This is a genomic window from Stenotrophomonas sp. YJH_SMC_36, assembly GCF_059369935.1.
This window is the reverse complement of sequence record NZ_JCAFTD010000002.1, coordinates 316107-339008: the sequence shown is the minus strand read 5'-3', so window position 1 is coordinate 339008 and position 22902 is coordinate 316107. Positions and strand designations below refer to the sequence as shown.

At 67.1% G+C, this 22902-nt stretch carries 23 protein-coding genes; 18 read left to right on the top strand and 5 right to left on the bottom strand.

The window, feature by feature from the left end:
- Positions 1-54: 54 nt before the first annotated feature.
- From AC5P76_RS04725 to AC5P76_RS04700, 6 genes are all read left to right on the top strand, one after another.
- Positions 55-840: a succinate dehydrogenase iron-sulfur subunit gene (locus AC5P76_RS04725; RefSeq protein WP_053517298.1), complete on the top strand. Its 786-nt coding sequence runs from the start codon at positions 55-57 to the stop codon at positions 838-840.
- Positions 841-930: 90 nt separating this feature from the next.
- Positions 931-1179, top strand: coding sequence for an FAD assembly factor SdhE (locus tag AC5P76_RS04720; RefSeq protein ID WP_053517299.1), 249 nt, complete (start codon positions 931-933; stop codon positions 1177-1179).
- A complete protein-coding gene (locus AC5P76_RS04715) occupies positions 1130-1579 on the top strand; it encodes a hypothetical protein (protein ID WP_253118840.1) in 450 nt (149 codons plus the stop codon). The genes AC5P76_RS04720 and AC5P76_RS04715 overlap by 50 nt, the downstream gene beginning before the upstream one ends.
- A gap of 23 nt (positions 1580-1602) precedes the next feature.
- Positions 1603-2844, top strand: a complete 1242-nt coding sequence (locus AC5P76_RS04710; RefSeq protein ID WP_065174956.1) for a lipoprotein-releasing ABC transporter permease subunit — start codon at positions 1603-1605, stop codon at positions 2842-2844.
- Entirely contained in the window at positions 2837-3655 is an 819-nt protein-coding gene (locus tag AC5P76_RS04705; protein WP_065174957.1) for an ATP-binding cassette domain-containing protein, read from the top strand. Before AC5P76_RS04710 ends, AC5P76_RS04705 begins: the two co-directional genes overlap by 8 nt.
- 107 nt (positions 3656-3762) lie before the next feature.
- Complete coding sequence (locus tag AC5P76_RS04700; RefSeq protein WP_053517332.1) at positions 3763-4212, top strand: DUF6491 family protein; 450 nt, start codon at positions 3763-3765, stop codon at positions 4210-4212.
- Positions 4213-4230: 18 nt separating this feature from the next.
- On the opposite strand, the gene AC5P76_RS04695 is transcribed toward AC5P76_RS04700, so the two are convergent.
- Genes AC5P76_RS04695 through ftsY form a run of 3 tightly spaced genes read right to left on the bottom strand, consistent with a single transcriptional unit; the run spans position 4231 to position 6912 of the window.
- Positions 4231-4500 carry an oxidative damage protection protein gene (locus AC5P76_RS04695; protein WP_065174958.1) on the bottom strand — a complete coding sequence of 90 codons (270 nt, stop codon included), beginning with the start codon at positions 4498-4500 and terminating at the stop codon, positions 4231-4233.
- Between the two features lie 5 nt (positions 4501-4505).
- Positions 4506-5618 (bottom strand): A/G-specific adenine glycosylase, encoded by a 1113-nt coding sequence (gene mutY, locus AC5P76_RS04690; protein ID WP_231107715.1) that lies wholly within the window; start codon positions 5616-5618, stop codon positions 4506-4508.
- Complete coding sequence (gene ftsY / locus AC5P76_RS04685) at positions 5611-6912, bottom strand: signal recognition particle-docking protein FtsY (RefSeq protein ID WP_065181286.1); 1302 nt, start codon at positions 6910-6912, stop codon at positions 5611-5613. The genes mutY and ftsY overlap by 8 nt, the downstream gene beginning before the upstream one ends.
- Before the next feature lie 129 nt (positions 6913-7041).
- Here ftsY and AC5P76_RS04680 point away from each other — a divergent pair, with 129 nt between their 5' ends.
- Positions 7042-7341, top strand: a complete 300-nt coding sequence (locus AC5P76_RS04680) for a hypothetical protein (protein WP_065174961.1) — start codon at positions 7042-7044, stop codon at positions 7339-7341.
- A gap of 70 nt (positions 7342-7411) precedes the next feature.
- On the opposite strand, the gene htpG is transcribed toward AC5P76_RS04680, so the two are convergent.
- A complete protein-coding gene (htpG, locus tag AC5P76_RS04675) occupies positions 7412-9304 on the bottom strand; it encodes a molecular chaperone HtpG (protein ID WP_053517309.1) in 1893 nt (630 codons plus the stop codon).
- A gap of 639 nt (positions 9305-9943) precedes the next feature.
- On the opposite strand from htpG, the gene rsmD reads away from it, so the two are divergent.
- The 6 genes from rsmD (at position 9944) to AC5P76_RS04645 (ending at position 14757) form a co-directional block, all read left to right on the top strand.
- Positions 9944-10522, top strand: a complete 579-nt coding sequence (rsmD, locus tag AC5P76_RS04670; protein WP_053517311.1) for a 16S rRNA (guanine(966)-N(2))-methyltransferase RsmD — start codon at positions 9944-9946, stop codon at positions 10520-10522.
- Between the two features lie 26 nt (positions 10523-10548).
- Entirely contained in the window at positions 10549-11058 is a 510-nt protein-coding gene (gene coaD, locus AC5P76_RS04665; RefSeq protein ID WP_053517312.1) for a pantetheine-phosphate adenylyltransferase, read from the top strand.
- A gap of 58 nt (positions 11059-11116) precedes the next feature.
- Positions 11117-11608, top strand: a complete 492-nt coding sequence (locus tag AC5P76_RS04660; RefSeq protein WP_053517314.1) for a hypothetical protein — start codon at positions 11117-11119, stop codon at positions 11606-11608.
- A 132-nt stretch (positions 11609-11740) separates the two neighbouring features.
- Positions 11741-12022 (top strand): YfhL family 4Fe-4S dicluster ferredoxin, encoded by a 282-nt coding sequence (locus AC5P76_RS04655; protein ID WP_053517316.1) that lies wholly within the window; start codon positions 11741-11743, stop codon positions 12020-12022.
- A complete protein-coding gene (ggt, locus tag AC5P76_RS04650; protein WP_253118838.1) occupies positions 12019-13749 on the top strand; it encodes a gamma-glutamyltransferase in 1731 nt (576 codons plus the stop codon). Before AC5P76_RS04655 ends, ggt begins: the two co-directional genes overlap by 4 nt.
- Positions 13750-13869: 120 nt before the next feature.
- Positions 13870-14757: an MBL fold metallo-hydrolase gene (locus AC5P76_RS04645; RefSeq protein ID WP_053517318.1), complete on the top strand. Its 888-nt coding sequence runs from the start codon at positions 13870-13872 to the stop codon at positions 14755-14757.
- Between the two features lie 52 nt (positions 14758-14809).
- Here the strand turns inward: AC5P76_RS04645 and upp are convergent, their stop codons facing one another.
- A complete protein-coding gene (gene upp, locus AC5P76_RS04640) occupies positions 14810-15442 on the bottom strand; it encodes a uracil phosphoribosyltransferase (RefSeq protein ID WP_053517320.1) in 633 nt (210 codons plus the stop codon).
- A 211-nt stretch (positions 15443-15653) separates the two neighbouring features.
- On the opposite strand from upp, the gene AC5P76_RS04635 reads away from it, so the two are divergent.
- From AC5P76_RS04635 to AC5P76_RS04615, 5 genes are all read left to right on the top strand, one after another.
- Positions 15654-18167 (top strand): TonB-dependent receptor, encoded by a 2514-nt coding sequence (locus tag AC5P76_RS04635; RefSeq protein ID WP_262918073.1) that lies wholly within the window; start codon positions 15654-15656, stop codon positions 18165-18167.
- On the top strand, positions 18167-19279 hold the full coding sequence (locus AC5P76_RS04630) for an NHL repeat-containing protein (protein ID WP_253118836.1): 1113 nt from the start codon (positions 18167-18169) through the stop codon (positions 19277-19279). Before AC5P76_RS04635 ends, AC5P76_RS04630 begins: the two co-directional genes overlap by 1 nt.
- Positions 19276-20640: a purple acid phosphatase family protein gene (locus AC5P76_RS04625; RefSeq protein WP_253118835.1), complete on the top strand. Its 1365-nt coding sequence runs from the start codon at positions 19276-19278 to the stop codon at positions 20638-20640. The genes AC5P76_RS04630 and AC5P76_RS04625 overlap by 4 nt, the downstream gene beginning before the upstream one ends.
- Before the next feature lie 10 nt (positions 20641-20650).
- A complete protein-coding gene (locus tag AC5P76_RS04620; RefSeq protein ID WP_065174967.1) occupies positions 20651-21271 on the top strand; it encodes an inorganic diphosphatase in 621 nt (206 codons plus the stop codon).
- 85 nt (positions 21272-21356) lie between these two features.
- Positions 21357-22772 (top strand): cryptochrome/photolyase family protein, encoded by a 1416-nt coding sequence (locus tag AC5P76_RS04615; RefSeq protein WP_053517325.1) that lies wholly within the window; start codon positions 21357-21359, stop codon positions 22770-22772.
- The last annotated feature ends 130 nt before the right edge of the window (positions 22773-22902 follow it).

The window sequence follows — 22902 nt, the reverse complement described above, 5'->3', positions numbered from 1 at the left end:
ACCATGCAATCCGCGCCTTGAGGGCGCGGGCCGCCTGAGCCAACGAGAGCAGCCATGGCCGAGTTTTCACTCCCCAAGAATTCCAAGATCACGAAGGGCCAGCACTTCCCCGTCAAGAACGGCGGCAAGAACGTGCGTACCTTCAAGATCTACCGCTGGAGTCCGGATGACGACAGCAATCCGCGCACCGATACCTATGAGGTCGATCTGGACGCCTGCGGCCCGATGGTCCTGGACGCGCTGATCAAGATCAAGAACGAGATCGATCCGACCCTGACCTTCCGTCGCTCCTGCCGCGAAGGCATCTGCGGTTCGTGCGCGATGAACATCGACGGCACCAACACGCTGGCCTGCACCCGCGCCATCGCGGACTGCGGCAAGAAGGAAGTGCCGATCTACCCGCTGCCGCACATGAACGTGGTCAAGGATCTGGTTCCGGACCTGACCCACTTCTACGCGCAGTACGCCTCGATCAAGCCGTGGATCCGCACGCAGACGCCGGCGCCGCCGGATCGCGAGCGCCTGCAGTCGCCGGAAGACCGCAAGAAGCTCGATGGCCTGTACGAGTGCATCCTGTGCGCCTGCTGCTCGACCAGCTGCCCGAGCTACTGGTGGAACGGCGAGCGTTACCTGGGGCCGGCGATCCTGCTGCAGGCCTACCGCTGGATCATCGACTCGCGTGATGAGGACACCGGTGCGCGCCTGGACGATCTGGAAGATCCGTTCAAGCTGTACCGCTGCCACACCATCATGAACTGCGCCCGCACCTGCCCGAAGGGCCTGAACCCGGCGCTGGCGATTGCCGAGATCAAGAAGCTCATGATGGAGCGTCGCGCCTGATCCATCCCGCATGCGGCCGCATCGACGGCGGCCGCACGCACCCCAGCCGAGCCACGCCATGCGTGGCTTCGCTGTATCTGGAGGCCTGCAATGGATGAAGAAACCCTGCTGAAGAAGCTGCGCTGGCGCTGCCGGCGTGGCATGCGCGAACTGGACCAGCTGTTCGAACGTTACCTCGACCGCGAATGGAGCGCTGCGCCGACCGAAGAGCGCGAGGTTTTCCTGTTCCTGCTCGACTGTGAGGACGATAAATTGTGGCGCTGGTTCATGGGCTACGAGGTCTGCCCGCATGCGCACGCCATCCCGCTCATGGACAGGATCCGCGCCCTCAAGCCTTGAGTGGCGCCCTTCACGGCTGCAGGCGGGTGCCCAGCTGGCGGTACTGCTCGCCGCCCCCTGGCTGCTGCGCGCTTCGGATCTGCCCCGAGACGCCCTGGTTCCCGTCGTACTGCTGGTCTGGGCGCTGGGCCTGGCCGAGCTCTTCTGGCGCCTGCGCCGGCCGAAGGTGAGTGTGTGCCTGCCCGCGTTGCCCGCTCCGCTGCAGGTGGCGGGGCAGGCGCTGGACGCTCCACAGCTGGTAATCCGCGGCCCGTGGCTGTTGCTGCATGGGCGCCAGGGGCGGCGGCAACGGCGCCTGCTGTTCTGGCCGGATGTGCTCGATGCCCGGCAGCGACGTGAACTGCGACTGGCCGTCGCCGCACGCGCCGTTTCCCGTCGAGCCCGGTCGATGGCACCATAGGCTGAATCGTCCGGCGTGCCTGCATGTTCAAACCCATTCCCGTGGCCATCGGCCTGCGCTACCTGCGCGCCAAGCGCCGCAACGGCTTCATCTCCTTTATTTCGATGGCATCGATCCTGGGCATCGCGCTCGGCGTTACGGTGCTGATCACCACCCTGGCGGTGATGAGCGGCTTCCAGAAGGAAATCCGCAGCCGCCTGCTGCAGATGACGGCGCATACCACCATCAGTCGCGACGGCGAGCCCATGCCGGACTGGATGCGCGTGGTGGACGTGGCCAACAAGGACCCGCGCGTGGCGGGCGCCGCACCCTATATCGAGATCCAGTCGATGATCAGCGGCCCGCGCGTGCAGGGTGCGATCATCCAGGGCATCGACCCGGCACTGGAGCCGAAGGTGTCGGTGATCGACCAGAAGGTGGTCAAGGGCAGCTACGACAGCCTGAAACCCGGCAGCTTCAATCTGCTGCTGGGCAAGGAACTTGCGATCTGGCTGGGCGTCGATGTCGGCGACCAGGTGCTGGTGACCTTCGCCGAAGTGCAGGGCACACCTGCAGGCGCCGTTCCGCGGATGAAACGCTTCACCGTCAGCGGTATTTTCGAGGCCGGCTACAACGAGGTCGACCGCGGCGTCGGCTTCGCCAACATGAAGGATCTCGAGCGCGTACTGCGCGCCGATGGCGCGACCGGCGTGCGTCTGAAGCTGCACGACATGGACCGCTCGCTGGAAGTCGGCGTGGACCTTGCGCAGAACCTCGGCGGCGCCTATCGCGTGAGTGACTGGACCCAGCAGAACGCCAATCTCTACCACTCGCTGCGCATGGAGAAAGTGGTGATGGGCATCCTGCTGTCGCTGATCATCGCCATGGGCGCGTTCAATCTGGTGTCCTCGCAGGTGATGCTGGTCACCGACAAGCAGGCGGACATCGCCATCCTGCGCACGCTTGGCCTGACCCCGGCCGGGGTGATGCAGGTGTTCATGGTGCAGGGCTCGTTGATCGGCATCTTCGGCACGCTGGCCGGACTGATCGGCGGCATCACCCTGACCTTCAACCTGGAACGCATCCTCGGTGCCATCGAGCGCGTGTTCAACGTCAAGCTGCTGCCGGAAGACGTGTACTACATCACCGGCCTGCCGACGGACATGCAGACCGGCGACGTGGTGGTGATCACCGTGGTCGCACTGCTGATGAGCTTCCTGGCCACCCTGTATCCCGCCTGGCGGGCGGCACGCACCCAGCCGGCGGAGGCCCTGCGCTATGAATGAAGCCTTTGACCGCGGCCAGGAAGTGATCCGCGCCGAGCACCTCGGCAAGATCTATGCCGAAGGGCGCATGCAGACCCCGGTATTCGACGGCCTGAACCTGACCGTCACCGCGGGTGAAACCGTGGCCATCATCGGCGCGTCCGGTGCAGGCAAGAGCACGCTGCTGCACCTGCTGGGGGGACTGGACGTACCCAGTGCCGGCGAGGTGTACGTGGCCGGTCAACGCATGTCGGCGCTGTCGGATACCGCACGTGGCCTGCTGCGCAACCAGGCGCTGGGCTTTGTCTACCAGTTCCATCACCTGCTTCCGGAATTCACCGCGCTGGAAAACGTGATGATGCCGCTGCTGCTGTCCCGCTCGCATTCGCCGATGTCACAGCGGGCGATGTTCGCCGGCCTGGGCGTGGTGGGGACGGCGCTGGCCAGCATCGTCAACGGTGCCACCGCCTTCGTCCGTGGTCGTCCTGAAGTGGAGGAGGCGGCCGCGCGCGCGACCTTGCTGCTGGAGTCGGTCGGGCTGGGCCATCGCCTGGACCACAAACCGGGCGAGCTTTCCGGTGGCGAGCGCCAGCGTGCGGCGGTGGCGCGCGCGCTGGTGAACCATCCGGCCTGCGTGCTGGGCGACGAGCCGACCGGAAACCTGGACGATCGCACGGCCGGCACCGTGTTCGACCTGATGCTCGAACTCAATCGTGCCCGCCATACCAGCCTGGTGCTGGTCACCCACGACCGCGGTCTGGCGCGGCGCCTGGACCGGGTGCTGGAGCTGCGCGAAGGGCGCCTGCACGAGCTGGCCCACGCCGACGTCTGAGCGGCCGGCAACGTGCACCTCCCGGCGCCTGAACGGTGGCGCCGGGATTCTCGCCGCCCATACCCGGGCAGGCGCATGATGGCCCCCGGTTCCCCGTGGAGATCGACATGAAGACCCCGCTTGTGATCGCAGGGCTCTGCCTTGCCCTGGCCGCGTGTGCGACCACCGGCCGCCTGAGCAGTGCCGAGCGGCTGGACCTGTACCGGGCGCACGCCGGCGCACCGCAGAATGACATGCAGTTCTTCGGCAGCCTCAACGGCTGGACCGAACTGGGCGACAGTGCACTGGCGGTATGGACCCGGCCCAGCGAGGCCTACCTGCTGGAATTGAACGGCCCCTGCCAGGATCTGTCGTTTGCGACCGCCATCGGCCTGACCAGCCGCATGAACCGCGTGTCGGCCCGCTTCGACAAGGTGCTGGTCCGGGACCCGACCGGAGGCCCGCGCCTGCCGTGCTTCATCAGCAGCATCCGCAAGCTTGACGTGAAGGCGCTGCGTGCTTCGGAACAGGAGCTGCGGCAGGCGCAGGTGCAGGAGCGCGAGGAGCCGGCGAACTAGGCCGGCGCCATCTCCGGATCAGGCTTCCGGGATGAAGCCGGCGGGCTTCTCCGCGTCCTTCTCGAACAGGAACTTGACCAGTTCCCCTTCCAGGAACGCGCGGTGCTTCGGGTCGCGCGGTGACAGGCGGTTCTCGTTGATCAGCATGGTCTGGTGCGCCAGCCATGCCGCCCAGGCCTGCTTGCCGATGTGGTTGAAGATGCGCTGGCCCAGTTCGCCCGGATAGGGCACGAAGTCCAGGCCCTCGGCATCGCGTTGTTCGTACTGGCAGAAGACGGTTCGGGGCATGGCACTCACTCGTGGTTGCGGGGTTTCTTGGATCTGCGTTGTGGCGGTTTGATCGCAGTGCCATCAAGCAGCTTGCGGATGGGAGCCGGCAAGCCCAGCGTCGGCAGTTCGTCGGCGGTGACCCAGCGCAGCGAGGATTCTTCCACGCGCAGGCCGCGTACCTGTCGCGACAGGATCTGCAGGTGCAGCCTGTAGTGGCTGAAGGTGTGCTGCAGCACCGGCAGCTCGTCGGCATCTTCCAGCGAGCCGTCCACGTGTGCATCGAACCAGTCCTGCAGCGCTTCACCGGCGTCGGCCTGCGGCAGGGTCCACAGTTGCGCCCAGATGCCGGTCTCCGGTCGCTTCTGCAGCAGCACGCGCTGCTGGGCATCGCGCAGCAGCAGGGCCACGGCTTCGCGTTCGGGCAGGGCCTTGCCTGGCTTCGGCGTGGGCAGCTCGGCGGTCCGGCCTTCGCGGCGCGCCACGCAGTCCTGCTGCTGCGGGCAGATCACGCAGGCGGGCCTGGCGCGGCTGCACACGGTGGCACCGAGGTCCATCTGCGCCTGCGTGTAGTCGGCCATCCGGCCATCCGGCACCTGGGCCGCGTGCGCTTCGGCGATGGCCCACAACTGCTTTTCGATGGCTGGCAGGCCGGGGAAGCCTTCGATGCCGTGATACCGGCTGAGCACGCGCTTGACGTTGCCGTCGAGGATCGGAAACCGGTCGTTCCAGGCCTGGCTGAGGATCGCGCCTGCAGTGCTGCGGCCGATGCCGGGCAGCGCATGCAGCGCGTCGAAATCACGCGGCAGTTCGCCGTCATGCAGTTCCACGCAGCGCTGGGCCGCCGCATGCAGGTTGCGCGCACGGGCGTAGTAGCCCAGCCCGGCCCACTGCGCCATCACTGCATCGTTGCTGGCCGCGGCCAGCGCGGGCAGGGTCGGGAAATGCTGCAGGAACCGCTGGAAGTAGGGGATGACCGTGGCCACCTGGGTCTGCTGCAGCATGATCTCCGACAACCAGACCCTATAGGGGCTGCGCGGATGCTGCCAGGGCAGGTCGTGGCGGCCGTGGTCGTCGAACCAGTGCAGCAGGCGGGCGACGAACGGGTCGCCCGCGGGCACGACGGTGGCCTCAGGCACTGCCAAGCGCTTCGGGCAGCAGCGCGTCGACGAAGGCTTCCGGATCGAATTCACGCAGATCTTCCGGGCGCTCACCGATGCCGGCGAAACGGATCGGAATGCCGAACTCGCGGGCCAGTGCGAACACCACGCCGCCCTTTGCGGTGCCGTCCAGCTTGGTCACCACCAGGCCGGTCACGTTCACCGCGGCGTTGAACTGGCGCAGCTGCGACAGCGCGTTCTGGCCGGTGGTGCCGTCGATCACCATCAGCACCTCGTGCGGCGCAGCGGGATCGATCTTGCCGAGCACACGACGGATCTTGCCCAGCTCGTTCATCAGGCCGGACTGGGTATGCAGGCGGCCGGCGGTATCGGCAATCAGCACCGACGTGCCGCGCGCCTTGCCGGCCTGCAGCGCGTCGTAGGCCACCGAGGCGGCGTCGGCGTTCTGGCCCTGGGCCACCACGGCCACGCCGTTGCGCTCGCCCCAGGCCTGCAGCTGGGCCACGGCAGCGGCACGGAAGGTATCGCCGGCGGCCAGCATCAGGCTGTGCCCGTCGTCCTTGAAGCGCTTGGCCAGCTTGCCGATGGTGGTGGTCTTGCCGACACCGTTGACGCCAACGGTCAGCACCACGAAGGGCCTGGCGTTGCGATCGATCACCAGTGGCCTGGCGACCGGCTGCAGGATCGCGATCAGGTCGGCACGCAGTGCGCCCAGCAGTGCGTTGGCATCGGCGAACTCACGTGCCTTCATGCGTCTGCGCAGGCCTTCGACCAGCTCGGTGGTCGCACCGACGCCGACATCGGCGGTGATCAGCGCGGTTTCCAGTTCGTCCAGCAGGTCATCGTCGAGCTTGGGATTGCGCGAGAACAGGCCGCCAAAGCTGCGCGCGATGACGCTGTTGCGCAGGCGTTCGCGCCAGCCGGACTTGCCGGCGGGGGCCGGTGCGGCATCCACCAGCACCGGCAGGTCGGCGGCCGGTGCGGAGGGCTGCTGTGCGGGGATCACCGGAGCCAGCGGGGCGAGCACGGCTGCGGCGGCACGTGCCTCGGCCTCGAAGTCTTCCGGTGCCAGGACGCGTTCGGTCGCTGCCGGCGCCGGCGGGGACGCCGGGGCAGCGGCGGGCGGCGCCGGGACGGGCACCGCCTCAGCTGGAGCCACGGCTGGCGGGGCGTCGGCTACGACCGTGGTGTCCTCGACGGGCGCGGCCGACGGGAATGCCGCCGCCAGCTCTTCAGCCGAGTAGTGCTGGGTCTTGGGCGCGTCCGGTGTGGCGGCGTCCTGGGGCTTCTTGCGGCGGAAAAAACTGAGCATTGGCAAAAGGCGCTGAAATCAGAGGGATATGCTACCACCCGGGCCCGTCTGCCCGATGTGGACTCAAGGTCGCGGCCGGGCAGCCGCTAATGGCTTCGGAGGGCTGCACCGAGTGGCCTGGAGACCGCCATGGACAACGTGATGGCAACGGCCTGGAGCGGCATGCGGGCCGCAGGGCAAGGCGTGCAGGTGGCCGCGCACAACGTGGCCAACCTGGCGACAGCCGATGCACCGCGCCTGCAGGTGCAGCGCGCGGCGGTGGAGCAGGGTGGGGTGCAGACCCGGGTGACCGCTGCCGGCGCCGATCCCGCCGCGCCGCTGGCTGATCTGCTGGCGGCAAACGCGGAGGTGGTGGCCTTCGCCGCCAACGCTTCGCTGGTCCGCCGCCAGGACCAGATGCTGGGGTCGCTGCTGGATCGCCGGGCCTGAGCAGCCCGGCCTGGCAGATGCCAGCCAGCGCCTGGCAGCGCCGGGCCATGCCCGGCGACCACCCAGCGTGTCAGGCCGACAGTTCCAGCAGCAGCTTGTTCAGGCGCGCAACGTAGGCGCCCGGGTCCTTCAGGCTGTCGCCGGCCGCGAGCGCGGCCTGGTCGAACAGCACGCGGCCGAGATCATCGAAACGATCACCATCGGCCTCGCCATCGAGCTTGGCGATCAACGGGTGCCCCGGATTGATCTCCAGCACCGGCTTGCTGTCAGGCACCTTCTGGCCGCTGGCTTCCAGGATCTGGCGCATCTGCAGCCCCAGATCCTGTTCGCCGATGGCCAGCACCGCTGGCGAATCGGTCAGCCGGTGCGACACGCGGACTTCGGCCACGTCGTCGCCAAGCACCGCCTTCAGCCGCTCGATCAGGGCCTGCTTGTCCTTGGCCGCCGCTTCCTGTTCCTGCTTGTCCGACTCGGTCTCCAGCGCGCCGAGGTCGAGGTCGCCACGGGCGATGTCGACAAAGCCCTTGCCGTCGAAGTCGGTCAGGTAACCCATCAGCCATTCGTCGATGCGGTCGGTCAGCAGCAGCACTTCCACGCCCTTCTTGCGGAACACTTCCAGGTGCGGGCTGTTGCGGACCTGGCTGTAGCTCTCGCCGGTCAGGTAGTAGATCTTGTCCTGGCCTTCGGCCATGCGACCGATGTAGTCGGCCAGCGAGACGGTCTGGGCATCGCCCTCGCCACGGGTGGAGGCGAAGCGCAGCAGGCCGGCCACCTTCTCGCGGTTGTTGTAGTCCTCGGCCGGTCCTTCCTTCAGCACCTGGCCGAACTCCTTCCAGAACGTGGCGTACTGCTCGGGCTTGTCGGTTGCCAGCTTCTCCAGCATGTCCAGCGAGCGCTTGGTCAGCGCGGCCTTCATCGAATCGATGACCGGGCCGGACTGCAGGATCTCGCGCGAGACGTTCAGCGACAGGTCGTTGGAATCGACCACGCCCTTGATGAAGCGCAGGTACAGCGGCAGGAACTGCTCGGCCTGGTCCATCACGAACACGCGCTGGACATACAGCTTCAGGCCCTTGGGCGCATCGCGGTGATACAGATCGAATGGTGCACGGCCCGGCACGTACAGCAGCGAGGTGTACTCCAGCTTGCCTTCGACCTTGTTGTGGCTCCACGCCAGCGGATCGCTGTGGTCGTGTGCCACGTGCTTGTAGAACTCGCTGTACTCGGCGTCGCTGATCTCGGTGCGCGGACGGGTCCACAGCGCGCTGGCACGGTTGACGGTTTCCCATTCGACCGCCGCGCCCTCTTCACCCCCTTCCTTCGGCATCTGGATCGGCAGGCCGATGTGGTCGGAGTACTTCTTGAGGATGCTGCGCAGGCGCCAGCCATCGGCAAAGTCGTGTTCGCCGTCCTTCAGGTGCAGCACGATGCGGGTGCCGCGCTCGGGCTTGTCGAGGGTCGCGACGTCGAAGTCGCCTTCGCCGCGCGAGGTCCAGCGCACGCCTTCGCTGCTGGCCAGGCCGGCCCGCCGCGAGGTGACTTCGACTTCGTCGGCGACGATGAACGCGCTGTAGAAGCCGACACCGAACTGGCCGATCAGCTGCGAGTCCTTCTTCTGGTCGCCGGACAGCTGGCGCAGGAAGTCGCCGGTACCGGACTTGGCAATGGTGCCGAGGTGGGCGATGGCCTCGGCGCGGCTCATGCCGATGCCGTTGTCCTCGATGGTGATGGTGTGGGCGGCCGGGTCGAAACTGACGCGCACGCGCAGGTCGCTGTCGTCTTCCAGCAGGGACGGCTGGGTCAGCGCCTCGAAGCGCAGCTTGTCGGCCGCGTCGGCGGCATTGGACACCAGCTCGCGCAGGAAGATCTCCTTGTTGGAGTACAGCGAGTGGATCATCAACTGCAGCAGCTGCTTGACTTCGGTCTGGAAGCCAAGGGTTTCGGTCTGGGTCGTCTCGGTCATCGATAGGGCTCCGTGTGCAATGCCGCGCCAGCGCGTGCGGCCTCGCCAAGGGGTAGGGGTGATTGTCCCGAAATCAAGGGGGTTGATCGGGCAGGGCGGCGCCCTGCACCCGCAGAGGCCAGAGCCAAAGCAAGAGCGGGCACTCCGTGGGATGGCGGGGCACTGTGGGTTCGCGGGGGCGCCGTGAATCCGTCCATGGAGGCTTGGTCGCCGCATCCATGCGGCTCACACCCCGCGAACCCACAGTGCCCCGCCTTCGACAGTTGGCCGGTGGCCAGTAGATCCACGCCGTGCGTGGATGAAATCTCTCAGATCTCGAGATCCAAGCCAGGGTCAGATCCGTTTTCCACAGGAAAACGGATCTGACCCCAAGAGCCGTTCCGACAGATCGCAGGAAACGGTCGAAGGCGGGGTGGATCAGGTCGTGGGGGTGTCCGCGGCATGGATGCCGCGGCCAAGCCCCCAGGGATGGGTTCACGGCGTCCCCCACAACCTGACCCACCCCGCCAACCCCCAGGAAACCAGCCTTTGCCGTTGCTCCAGCCGTTGCTCTGGCTTCTGCGGGTGCCGGGCGCCGCCCGGCCGAACTACAATCCCGCTCATGCTGAAATTCTCGAACACCCCCCGCAGGTGGCGCCGATGAGCGGCCGTGGAGGCAATGACGGCCAGGTCCGCATCATCGGCGGGCGCTGGCGCAATACCCGCCTGCCGGTGCCCAACCTGCCGGGCCTGCGGCCCAGCAGTGACCGTGTGCGCGAGACCCTGTTCAACTGGCTGATGCCCCGACTGGCCGGGGCCCGCGTGCTGGACCTGTTTGCCGGCAGCGGCGCGCTGGGCCTGGAAGCCGTCTCGCGCGGTGCCGCTCACGCCACCTTGGTCGAGCGCGATGCCCAGCTCGGCCGCAATCTGTCGGCCGCCGTCGCCAAGCTGCAGGCCAGCGCGCAGATCACCGTGGTCCAGGCCGATGCCCTGCGCTGGCTGCAGGGCGCGCCCGCGCAGCAGGCGGATCTGGTGTTCATCGACCCGCCGTTCGCCGATGGCCTCTGGCAGGATGTGCTGGCCCAGCTGCCGCGCCATCTGGCAGCCGACGCCTGGCTCTACCTGGAGTCGCCGGCCGGTCACGTCCCGGTGCTGCCGCCGGACTGGCTGCTGCACCGCGAGGGCGGCACCCGTGAGGTGCGCTTTGCCCTGTACCGCCGCGCCGCTGCTACACTTTGACTTCATCTGAACATCTGCAACCGCCCATGACCGTGGCCAACCGCCGCATTGCCGTCTACCCCGGCACGTTCGATCCGATCACCAACGGTCATATCGACCTGGTGAACCGGGCCGCGCCGCTGTTTGAAAAGGTCGTGGTCGGCGTGGCGCAGAGCCCGTCCAAGGGGCCGACCCTGCCGCTGGAACTGCGCGTGCAGCTGGCCCGGGATGCCCTGGGCCACCATGGCAACGTCGAGGTCTGCGGGTTCGATACCCTGCTGGCCCATTTCGTACGCTCCGTCCAGGGCGGGGTCCTGCTGCGCGGCCTGCGCGCGGTGTCGGACTTTGAATACGAGTTCCAGATGGCGAGCATGAACCGCCATCTGATCCCGGAAGTCGAGACCCTGTTCCTGACGCCGGCCGAGCAGCACAGCTTCATTTCGTCTTCGCTGGTCCGCGAGATCGCGCGCCTGGGCGGCGACGTGTCCGGCTTCGTGCCGGCCGCGGTGCTTGAAGCCCTGCGCAGGGTCCGCGAGGCGAAATCGACCCAGTCATAAGCCCCGCCGTACCCGCACCCCTTACGTACAACACCACGCACCATTCCGGGAGGAAACCATGAACACCACCATGCGCGCGATGCTGATCGCCTCGTTGGCCCTGGCCTTCACCGCCTGCAAGAAGGAAGAGGCCGCTCCGGTCGACGAAGCCAAGCAGGCGCTGGTCGCCCCGTCCAAGGACGACGACGCAGGCTGGAAGAAGTACCTGCAGGAAGTCGCCATCCAGAACATGGGCAACATCTCCAACAGCCCGTTCCTGTACTACCTCTCGCCGGAATCGGACCCGGACTTCCAGGCCAAGTACGAGCGCCAGACCGAGAGCGCGACCCAGGCCGTGGCCCGTGGCGTGCAGCCGGGCAACATGCTGGCCTTCGGTTCGTCGGCCTCGGGCAAGATGGCGGACATGATCCAGGCCGTGTTCAAGGACGTGTCGCCGGATTCGATGAAGGGCGTGCGCGTCGTCTTCATCGGCCAGTCGGCCGACAACGCCCGCGTGCAGGCGGCCGTGCAGCCGACCGGTGCCGAGTACATTTTCGTCGAAGCCAAGTAAGACCGAGCCGTGGCGGCCACGTTGCAACGTGGCCCGGGTGGCGCCTGTAGCGGGCGCCACCGATGACCTGACCGGCCCGCGCGCCCGCGCTGGCCGGTCCTTTGTCCCAAGGCGCGGGCGAGGAGTATCGCCATGTCGCTGAAAATCAATGAGCTCTGCGTCAACTGCGACGTCTGCGAGCCGGCCTGCCCGAACCAGGCCATTGCGATGGGTGAAACCATCTACGTGATCGACCCCGCCCGTTGTACCGAGTGCGTGGGCCATTTCGACGAGCCACAGTGCGTGGTCGTCTGCCCGGTCGAATGCATCGATCCGGACCCGGAGATCGTGGAAACGGAAGACCAGCTGCTGGCCAAACTGCGCCGGCTGCAGCACGATCATCCCGAACTCTACGCGGAGCCCCCATCCGAATGAAGACGCTGCTCGCCCGTCCCGTGTTGCTGCTCGGCCTGTTGCTGAGCCCGCTTGCCTGGGCCGATGCGCCGGCCCGTGCCGAACGTCCCGATGGCGCTGCCATTGCCAGCGGCCACGCGCTGGCCACCCAGGCCGGCGTCGACATCCTTGCGCAGGGAGGCAACGCGTTCGACGCCGCGGTGGCGGTGTCCTCGACGCTGGCGGTGGTCGAGCCGATCAGTTCCGGCCTGGGCGGTGGCGGCTTCTTCCTGCTGCATGATGCGGCCACCGGCAAGGACGTGATGCTGGATGCGCGCGAGACCGCGCCGGCTGCTGCCACGCCGCAGGCCTTCCTCGACGGGAAGGGCAACCTGGACCGCGACCGCTCGGTCAACGGCGCCTGGTCGGCGGGTATCCCCGGCCTGCCTGCGGCGCTGGTGGAGCTTTCGGCCCGGCACGGCAGGCTGCCCCTGGCGGTTTCGCTGCAACCGGCCATCCGCATCGCCCGCGACGGCTTCCCGGTGTACGAGCGGATGGCCAAGGGCTATGCCTCGCGCCGCGAGGTGATGGAGCGTTACCCCGGGACCCGCGAGGTGTACCTGCGCAACGGCAGGCCGATCGCCACCGGTGATGTGTTCCGGCAGCCGGAACTGGCGCAGACGCTGGAGCGGCTGGCGGCGGGTGGCTTCGATGGCTTCTACAAGGGCCAGACCGGCAAGCTGCTGCTGGCCGGGGTGAAGCAGGCCGGTGGCCGCTGGACCGCCGAGGAGCTGGCCGGCTACCGGGTGAAGCAGCGCGAGCCGATCGTCTTCGACTACAACGGCTGGAAGATCACCACGGCGCCGCCGCCGTCGTCCGGTGGCATCGCCCTGGCCAGCATGCTGCAGATCCTCGAAGGCTGGGACATCAAGCAGATGGATCCGGCGCACCGCGCCCATCTGGTAGTCGAATCGATGCGGCGCGCTTACCGCGACCGCACGTTCTTCCTGGGCGATCCGGACTTCGTGCAGATCCCGCAGAAAGTGCTGACCAGCAAGGATTACGCGCAGGGCCTGCGTGCCACCATCCATCCGGAGAAGGCCACGCCCAGCGACCTGCTGTCGGGCAATCCGACGCCACTGGAGGACGACGAGACCACCCATTTCTCGATCATCGACCGTGATGGCAACCGCGTCGGCGCCACCCAGACCGTCAACCTGCTGTATGGCTCGGGCCTGATACCCAAGGGCACCGGTGTGCTGCTGAACAACGAGATGGACGATTTCGCGCTGAAGCCGGGCACGCCCAATGCGTTCGGCGTGATGGGCTACGAGGCCAACGCACCGAAGCCGGGCAAGCGCATGCTCAGCTCGATGACGCCGACCTTCATGGAGAACGACGACAAGGTCGTGGTGCTGGGCACCCCCGGCGGCAGCCGCATCATCACCATGGTGCTGCTGGGCATCCTTGGTTACGACGCCGGCCTGGACGCGCAGCAGGTCGCGGCGCTGCCGCGCTACCACCACCAGTGGCTGCCGGACCTGATCGAGGCCGAAGACAACGCGTTCGACGCGGCCACCGTGAAGCAACTGCAGGCGATGGGCCACAAGATCGATCTGCCGGGGAATGTCGCCGCCGGTGGCCGCGGCTCCAGCCACGTCTGGGGCAATCTGCAGACGGTGGAATGGGATCGCAGGAGCAACCGGTTGTTCGGCGGCAGCGATCCGCGCAACCCGGTCGGCAGCGCCCAGGTGGTGCCCGGCAGGTAACGGCCGGGCTCGCCGGGTCCCATCCGGCCGACGGTGAGCCGCAGCGCCCTGCCCGCAACGGCAGGGCGCTGCAGTTTCGTTCTAGCGATTATTTAACGGCCTGCCGACGATAATCGGCGCATGAAACTCTGGTCGATTCGTGGTAACTCGCAGCGCCTCGACGGCGGTGCGATGTTCGGCAACGCACCCCGTGCGTTGTGGGAAAAATGGGCGGCACCGGATGAGCTGAACCGTATCGAGCTGGCATGCCGCGCGCTGTTGGCCAGCCCGCTGGAAGGCAAGACGGTCCTGTTTGAAACCGGCATCGGCGCGTTCTTCGATCCGCGCATGCGCGAGCGCTATGGCGTGCAGGAAAGCCAGCACGTGCTGATCGATTCGCTGCGTGAGGCGGGCTTCGAACACGAGGACATCGACGTGGTGGTCCTCAGCCACCTGCACTTCGACCACGCCGGCGGCCTGCTGGCAGCATGGAGCGAGGGGCGCGAGCCCGAACTGCTGTTTCCCAATGCCACCTATGTGGTCGGTGCACAGCACTGGCAGCGCGCACTTCAGCCGCACCCGCGCGACCGCGCCAGTTTCATCCCGGAGCTGCCCGGGCTGCTGCAGGCCAGTGGGCGCCTGGAAGTGGTCGACGGCGAGTTCTCCCGGGCGCTGGGGAGCAGCGTGCGTTTCAGCTACAGCGATGGTCATACGCCGGGGCTGATGCTGGCCGAGATCGTCGGCCATGGGCATGCAGGCGAGGTCGCGCGCGGTGGCGTGGTGTTCTGCGCTGACCTGATTCCGGGGCGCTCGTGGGTGCACGTGCCGATCACCATGGGATATGACCGCAATGCGGAACTGCTGATCGACGAGAAGCGGCAGTTCCTGGAGGACAAGCTGGCGCGCAACGTGCATCTGTTCTTTACCCACGACCCGCAGGTCGCACTGGCCCAGCTGGGTCGCGACGACAAGGGGCGTTTCGTGACCCTGCACGAGCAGGGTGAACTGAAGGCGCGCGCACTGGGGTGAGTGCCGGGGTCGGAGCCCTTTCTGCGAAAGGGATCTGACCCCGGCGCACCGGTCAGCCGACGCGGGTGCCGAAGATGCGGTCGCCCGCGTCGCCGAGGCCCGGCAGGATGTAGCCCTTTTCGTTGAGCTGGGCGTCGATTGCCGCCGTGTAGATCTCCACATCCGGATGCGCTGCCTTGACCGCGTCGATGCCCTCCGGAGCGGCGACCAGGAAAATGCCCTTGATGCGTCGCGCACCGGCCCGCTTGAGCATGTCGATGGTGGCGATCAGGGTGCCGCCCGTGGCCAGCATCGGGTCCAGGATCAACGCATCGCGCTCTTCCAGGCGCCCGGTGAGGCGCTCGAAGTACGGCACCGGCTGCAGGGTTTCCTCATCGCGCTGCAGGCCGACCACACTCACGCGGGCGGCAGGGATCAGCGACAGTACGCCGCTGAGCATGCCCAGGCCGGCCCGCAGGATCGGCACTACGGTGATCTTGGCGCCAGCGATGCGCTGCACGGTCACCGGACCGGCCCAGCCGGGCAGGGTGTGCGGCTCGGTGTCCAGGTCAGCGGTGGCCTCATAGGCCAGCAGCGTGCCCAGCTCGTTGGCCAGTTCGCGGAAATCCTTGGTGCTGAGCGCGGCGTTGCGCATCAGGCCGATCTTGTGCTGCACCAGCGGGTGGCGCACTTCGACGATCTTCATGGTCGGAAAGGGGGGAAGGGAGAGGCGATCATTCTGCCGGATCGGGGTACGGAACCCCAAACGGAGCGCAGCCAGAGGGCGCGGATCGAGGGCGTCTGTCATGGCCATGCAACCTTGCGGACATACCGTCCAGACCCATTCTTAACAGGAATGGGGATTCCCAGTGCATATCAAGACTCCGTTGGCCGTTGCCATCACGCTGACCCTGGCGATGGGGGCCAGCGCTCCGCTGCAGGCCGCCGCGCAGCAGACGGTCGCCGCCACGGGGGCAGCGGCGGTCGATGCGATCGACCTGGACCGCGTCGAGGTGCGTGCGCAGCTCGAATCGCAGATCCGCGCGGTCGATCTGAAGCGCAGCAGCGACGCGATCGAAGACGCCGTGTCTTCCGACGCCCTTGGCCAGTATCCGGACAAGAACGTGGCCGAATCGCTGCAGCGTCTACCGGGCATCAGTGTCACCCGCGACCAGGGCGAAGGCCGTTTCGTGGTCATCCGGGGCCTGGACGCCAACCTCAACAGCGTCAGCGTCGATGGAATCGCCGTGGGTACGCCGGAGGACTCCAGCCGCGCTGCACCGCTGGATGTCATTCCCTCCGACTCCACCGAGCGGCTGCGCGTGGTCAAGTCGCCAACGCCGGACATGCCCGGCGACGCGATCGGCGGTGCGGTCCTGGTCGAATCGGCCTCGGCATTCGATCGCGACGGGCGCAGCCTGCGTGCCAAGATCGAGGGCAGCCACCAGCAGCTCTCGGGCGAAACCAGCCCGAAGGCCGCCTTCAACTACAGCGAAGTGTTCGCCGATACGTTCGGCATCGCGCTGGGCGTGAACTACCAGAAGCGCAGGTTTGAATCGGACAACACCGAAGTGGAGTACGACGGCGAGGATGATGCTGCACCGGGGGATGTCACCGCGATCAACCTGCAGCACCGCAAGTACGAGATCGAGCGCAAGCGCATCGGCGCCAACCTCAACCTGGACTGGCGCCCGAATGAAGACAGCAAGTACTACCTGCGCACGTTGTACAGCCAGTTCGACGATGCCGAGACCCGCCAGCGGGTGATCTTCAATTTCGACGATGCCGACATGGTGCGCACCGGCACCGACCAGTACCGGCTGGATGACATGCCGGGCGATGCGATCGACAAGCGCATGCGTTACCGCACCAAGAAGGAGAACACCTTCGCAGCAAGCCTCGGTGGCGAGAACCGGCTGACCCGCGCGGTGGTCGATTACCGTATCGGCTACACCCGCACCGAGGAGCGGGTGAACGACGAGATGGAGGCGCGGTTCACACTGGATGGTGATGACTTCAACGGCACCCTGGACCAGCGCAGCCGGCTGCCGACCTACAGTTTCGACAACCCGCAGTGGCTGGACAACGGCAACTACGCCTTCGACCGCATCGTGCTTTCGCCCAAGCAGGTCAACGACAAGGAGCACAGCGCGCAGGTCAACGTACGCTTCGACGGCGACAGCAGCAGCCTGAAGTTCGGCCTGCTGGGCCGCTGGCGCGACCGCGATGTCAATACCGACGAGCGTGAGCTGCGGGTGGGCCCGAAGGTGGCACTGTCGAGCTGGACCACGTCGGCCCCCGAGCATCGCCATGGCAACCTGGGCGATGGCATGGATTCGGCGGCGATGCGGGCGTACTGGGCGGCCAATGGCAGCCAGTACAGCGCCCGGCCGCAGGATGCCGGCGCCAATGCCCTGGCATCGCTGGAAGAGGACTATGTGGCCAGCGAAGACATCTTCGCCAGCTATGCGATGGGGACCTGGGATATCGGCGCGCTGCGCATCATCGGCGGCGCACGCGTGGAGAATACCCGTTTCAAGGCGGTGGGCAACCAGGTCGAGGTGGCGGCCAACGGGCGCAGCTTCACCGTCACCCCGCGCGTGGCCAACAACAGCTACACCAATGTGCTGCCGGGCCTGCATCTGCGCTACGACGCAGCCGATGACTGGGTGCTGCGCGCCTCGGCCAACAAGACCGTCTCGCGCCCGTCCTTCGGCGACGTTTCGCCCCGTGTGGGCTACAGCCGCGGCGACGAGGAAGTGCGGCTGGGCAATCCCGAGCTGGATCCGTACGAGTCGAAGAACATCGACCTGTCGGTGGAAAAGTACATCGGCAGCACCGGCATCGTTTCGCTTGGCCTGTTCCACAAGTCCATCGACGGCTATATCGTGGAAACCGTGCGTACCAACGATCCGGACTACGACGGCTTCGACGTGACGCAGCCGATCAATGGCCGCAAGGCCACGGTACGCGGCGCCGAGTTCAACTGGCAGCAGCAGCTGGCCTTCCTGCCGGCAGGCTTTGACGGTCTTCTGGTCGGGGCCAGCGGCACCTGGCTGGATACCGAATTCGATGCCGGCATCGCGGACCGTGCCGGCGAGGACTTCACGCTGCCGCGTGCCTCCAAGCACGTGTACAGCGCGCATGTCGGCTACGAGAAATATGGCCTGAGCACCCGCCTGGCTGCGGTGTACCGCAGCGAATATCTGGACAGCATCGGCAAGGGCCGTGCATTCGACATCTACGTGGCACCCAACACGCAGCTCGACTTCTCGCTGGATTATCGGTTCAGCCCGCGCGTCAGCCTGTACTTCGAGGCGCAGAACCTGCTGGACAAGCCGTTGGAGCTGTACCAGGGCACGCGCTCGCGCACGCTGCAGATGGAAGAATATGGCCGCACCTACGCGCTGGGCCTGAAGGTGGCGCTGTGATGGGGCGGCACATTCCGGGGCTCGTGGCAGCGATCGCAACCGCGCTGGTCGTGGGCTGCACGCCAGCGGCCGACCGTGCGCCGGCAGCACATGCGGCGTCGCCGACGCCTCCGGCGCGCACGGTGGCCACCGTTGCCGAGGCGTTCGTCTCGCCACTCACGCCCGCCGACAACATCGATTCGCCCGCAACCTGGCGCACGCCGGACGGGCAGATCTGGCTGATCGCCACCGCCAAGGCCACCGACAAACTGGTGGTGTATGACGGCAGCACCGGCCGTCACCTGCGCAACGTCGGTGCCACCGGTACCGGCCTGGGACAGTTCGATCGCCCCAATGGCATCGCCGTGACCGACGACCTGCTGTGGATCGTGGAACGCGACAATCACCGGGTCCAGGTCCTGTCCCTGCCGGACTTCATACCACTGGCGACGTTCGCTGCCGAAGATCTGCGCAAGCCCTATGGGCTGTGGGTCGATCGCAGGGCGGACGGCTACAGCGTCTACGTCACGGACTCCTGGGACAACGGCGAGGACGCACAGGGCCGCGACATCCTGCCGCCGCTGGCGGAACTGGACAAGCGCGTGCGCCAGTACCACGTTTCCCGCGACGGCGCGAAGATCGACGCGAAGCGCATCGCCGACATCGGCGACACCAGTGAGGCCGGTGCGCTGCGCGTGGTCGAATCGATCTGGGGCGATCCGGACAACGACCGTCTGCTGATTGCCGAAGAGGATGAGAGCTACGCCAGCGAGTTCAAGGTCTATACGCTGGCAGGCCGCTTCACCGGCACCACCTTCGGCCGTGACGTGTTCAAGGCGCAGGCCGAAGGGGTGACCCTGCGGACCTGCGGCAAGGACGGCTGGTGGATCACCACCGAGCAGGGCAAGCAGCGCAGCGTGTTCCATCTGTTCGATCGGCACACGCTGAAGCCGGTCGGTGCCTTCCAGGGCAATACCGTGGCCAACACCGATGGCATCTGGCTGATGCAGCAGCCCAGCACGCGTTTCCCGCACGGTGCGCTGTATGCGGTGCATGACGATCAGGGCGTGGTCGCCTTTGACTGGGAAAGCATTGCCAGGCAGCTGGCGCTGCCGCTGGAGTGTGGCGCATGAGGCGGCACAGCACGCGCGCGTTCGTCGCCAGCCTGCTGCTGGCCCTGCCTCTGCTGGTCACCGCGGCGGTCGAACCCAACACGCAGGTGCCTGCGGGCAGCCGCCACTATGCGGCATCGCCACTGCCGGATCGTATCGTTGCCTCGCCCTCGGCCGACCCCAGCCACGGATTCGCCGTGGCCTGGCGCACGGATGGCAGCGTACAGGCGCCACTGCTGGAGATCGCGCGTGCCGGCGATTCGCCGGCCATCGAAGGCATTCGCGCGCTGCGCGCGACCACGCGGGCGCTGCAGACCGAGAACGGCCTGTCGCACCATCACCGCGTTGACATCGATGGCCTGCAGCCGGATACCGCATACATCTACCGTGTGCAGGGCAGGGCAGGCTGGAGTGCATGGAACCAGCTGCACACGCTGGCCACCGCCGGGCAGCCGCTGACGCTGCTGTACTTCGGCGATACCCAGAACAAGAATCTCAGTCACGTCAGCCGCGTGGTCCGGGCCGCGCAGAAGGCGGCACCGGACGCTCGCCTGAGCCTGTTCGCAGGTGACCTGGTCAGCGGCGGCGACGGTGTGGACGACAGTGAATGGGGCGAATGGTTCGCCGCCACCGGCTGGCTGGCGCAGGAAACACTGGTGGCGCCTGCCATCGGCAATCACGAGTATTTCGAGGAGTTCGAGGACACTCCGCAGGAACGCCGTGTGCTGGGCCGGCACTGGCCGGTGACCTTCGCACTGCCGGGCAATGGCGCCGCTGCCGCGCAGCAGACCAGCTACTGGTTCGATGCGCAGGGCGTGCGCGTGGCGGTGCTTGATGGAACCTCGGCACTCGATCTCGGCACCGCCCAGGCCCAGGCACACTGGCTGGACAAGGTGCTGTCCGGCAATCCGCAGCCGTGGACCATCGTAATGCTGCACCAGCCCTTCTACTCGCCGCGCGAAGGCCGCGAGAACGCCGCATTGCGTGACGTGCTGCTGCCGGTGGTGCGTCGTCACCAGGTGGATCTGGTGCTGCAGGGGCACGACCACACCTATGGCCGCCGTGGCGAAGGACAGTCCGCCACACCGCAGTACGTGGTGACCGTGGCGGGACCGAAGCAGTACCGTCTTTCCGATGAAGCCCGAAGGACGATGGCCCCGGTGGCCGAGGACACCCAGCTGTTCCAGGTGCTGCGCATCGATCCGCAGCGCCTGCGCTATGAGGCGCGCACGGTGACCGGGCAGCTGTACGATGCTTTCGAGCTGCACCGCGACGCCAGCGGGGGCAAGCAGCGCACGGAGCTGACCGAAGGCCGCATCACGCCACGCGACTGCCCGCGCGCGCAGACTGCCAAGGGTCGCGCCGACCGTTGCTGGGAATAAGGAGACGCCGATGACCATGCCCCGACGCATCGTTCCTCTTGCTGCCATCGGTGCCGCTCTGCTGTTGCTGGCCGGTGCGGTGGCCGCCGCTGATGCGGTGCTGCATCCGTTCCTGGCGGCCCAGCCGCAGCAGGCACCGCAGGAGGTGAACCTGGCCGTGGAAATTCCCGCTGGCAGCTTCACCAAGTATGAGATCAAGGACGACGGGCTGGTCCACGTCGACCGCTTCCAGTCGATGCCGGTGGCCTATCCGGCCAACTATGGTTCGATGCCGCGCACGCTGGCGGGCGACAACGATCCGTTGGACGCGCTGGTGCTGACCCGTGAACCCCTGCACCCCGGCGTGATCATCCGCTTCCGCCCGATCGGCTATCTGAAGATGATCGATGGCGGCGAACATGACGAGAAGGTCATCGGCGTGCCGACCGACAAGGTTGATCCGAGCTATGCAGGCGTCCGCGATCTGGCCGATCTGCCGGAGATCGAGCGGCAGCGCATCGAGGCGTTCTTCCGCGTGTACAAGGATCTGCCAGCTGGACGCAACCCGGTGCAGCTGCAGGGCTGGGGCAACGCGGCCGAGGCGCGTACGCTGATCCGCGAAGCCATGCAGCGTTTCGACGCCGGGAAGTAGTCCGGCTGCGGACGGCGTTGCACCCCTGCGCGGTCTTCACCTGTGCTGGCTATCATGGCCGCCTTCCACAGCAAAGGCGGTGCACGTGTCGGTAGCGTTGGTCTGGTTCCGTCGCGACCTGCGGCTGCAGGACAATCCGGCCCTGCAGGCCGCACTGGATGCGGGGCACGATGTGGTCCCTGTTTACATCCACGCGCCGCACGAAGAAGGCGAGTGGGCGCCGGGAGCGGCATCCAACGCGTGGCGTCATCGCTCGCTTGCCGCGCTGGATGCGGATCTGCGTGGCCGCGGTTCTTCCCTGGTGCTGCAGATCGGCGACAGCCTGCCGGTGCTGCAGGCACTGATCGCACGGACCGGTGCCACGGCGGTGTACTGGAACCGCAAGTACGAGCCCGCCACCCAGCCACGTGATGCCTCCATCAAGCGCACGCTGCGCGAGCAGGGCATCGATGCGCAGAGCTGCAACGGCAGTCTGCTGTTCGAGCCGTGGGATATCGCCACCCAGCAGGGGCAGCCGTACAAGGTGTTCACCCCCTACTGGCGCAACGTGCTCAGTCACTGGCGCCTGCCCGGGCTGCAGGCGGCGCCCTCGGCACTGGCAACGCATGCCGTCGAAGGCGAGTCGCTGCAGGCGCTCGGGCTGGCACCGGCGCTCGGCTGGGACGAGGGCTTCTGGGAGCACTGGCAGCCGGGAGAGGCCGGCGCGCTGGAGGCGCTTTCGGTGTTCGAGGACGGCGCGCTGCGAGGCTATCGCGCGCAGCGCGACCTGCCGGACCGGGTCGGCACCTCGCGGCTGTCACCGCACCTGCACTTCGGCGAGATCGCGCCCTGGCGCATCGCCCATGCGCTGGAAGGGCTGCGCAGCGCCGGTACCGACGCCGACATCGACGGCTACCTGCGGCAACTGGGCTGGCGTGACTTCGCCTACCACCTGCTGCATCACTTTCCAGAGACCCCCACCGGCAACCTCAACCCGCGCTTCGACCGCTTTCCGTGGGCCACGCCCAGCGCCGGCCAGCTGCAGGACTGGCAGCGCGGCAACACCGGCGTACCGATCGTGGATGCCGGCCTGCGCGAGCTGTGGCATACCGGGTACATGCACAACCGGGTGCGGATGATCGTCGCCAGCTACCTGTGCAAGCACCTGCGCGCGCACTGGCTGCATGGCGCACGCTGGTTCTGGGACACACTGGTCGATGCCGACCTGGCCAACAACACGATGGGCTGGCAGTGGGTGGCCGGTACCGGTGCGGATGCAGCGCCTTACTTCCGCGTGTTCAATCCGGTCACCCAGGCCGAAAAGTTCGATCCTCAGGCGCGCTACATCACCCGCTGGGTACCGGAACTGGCGGCGCTGCCGGTGAAGGCGCGCTTCGCGCCGTGGCAGCATCCGCAGTGGCTGGCCGAGCACGCGCCGGAGTATCCGCGCAGCCCTCTTGTGGATCTGGCCGCCGGCCGGGATGCAGCGCTCGCCGCCTACCGCCAGTCGGGAGCGGGGTAAAGCGCCGTCGCGGGGTTCCAGACAGCTAGCTGAACAAGGGCCTGTCTAGCGGCGTGTTCATCATCCCGGCATCGCGTCCTGCTGTTTATCCTCTGTGCGGCCCGCAAGCCGCCGGCCCGACCGGAAACCA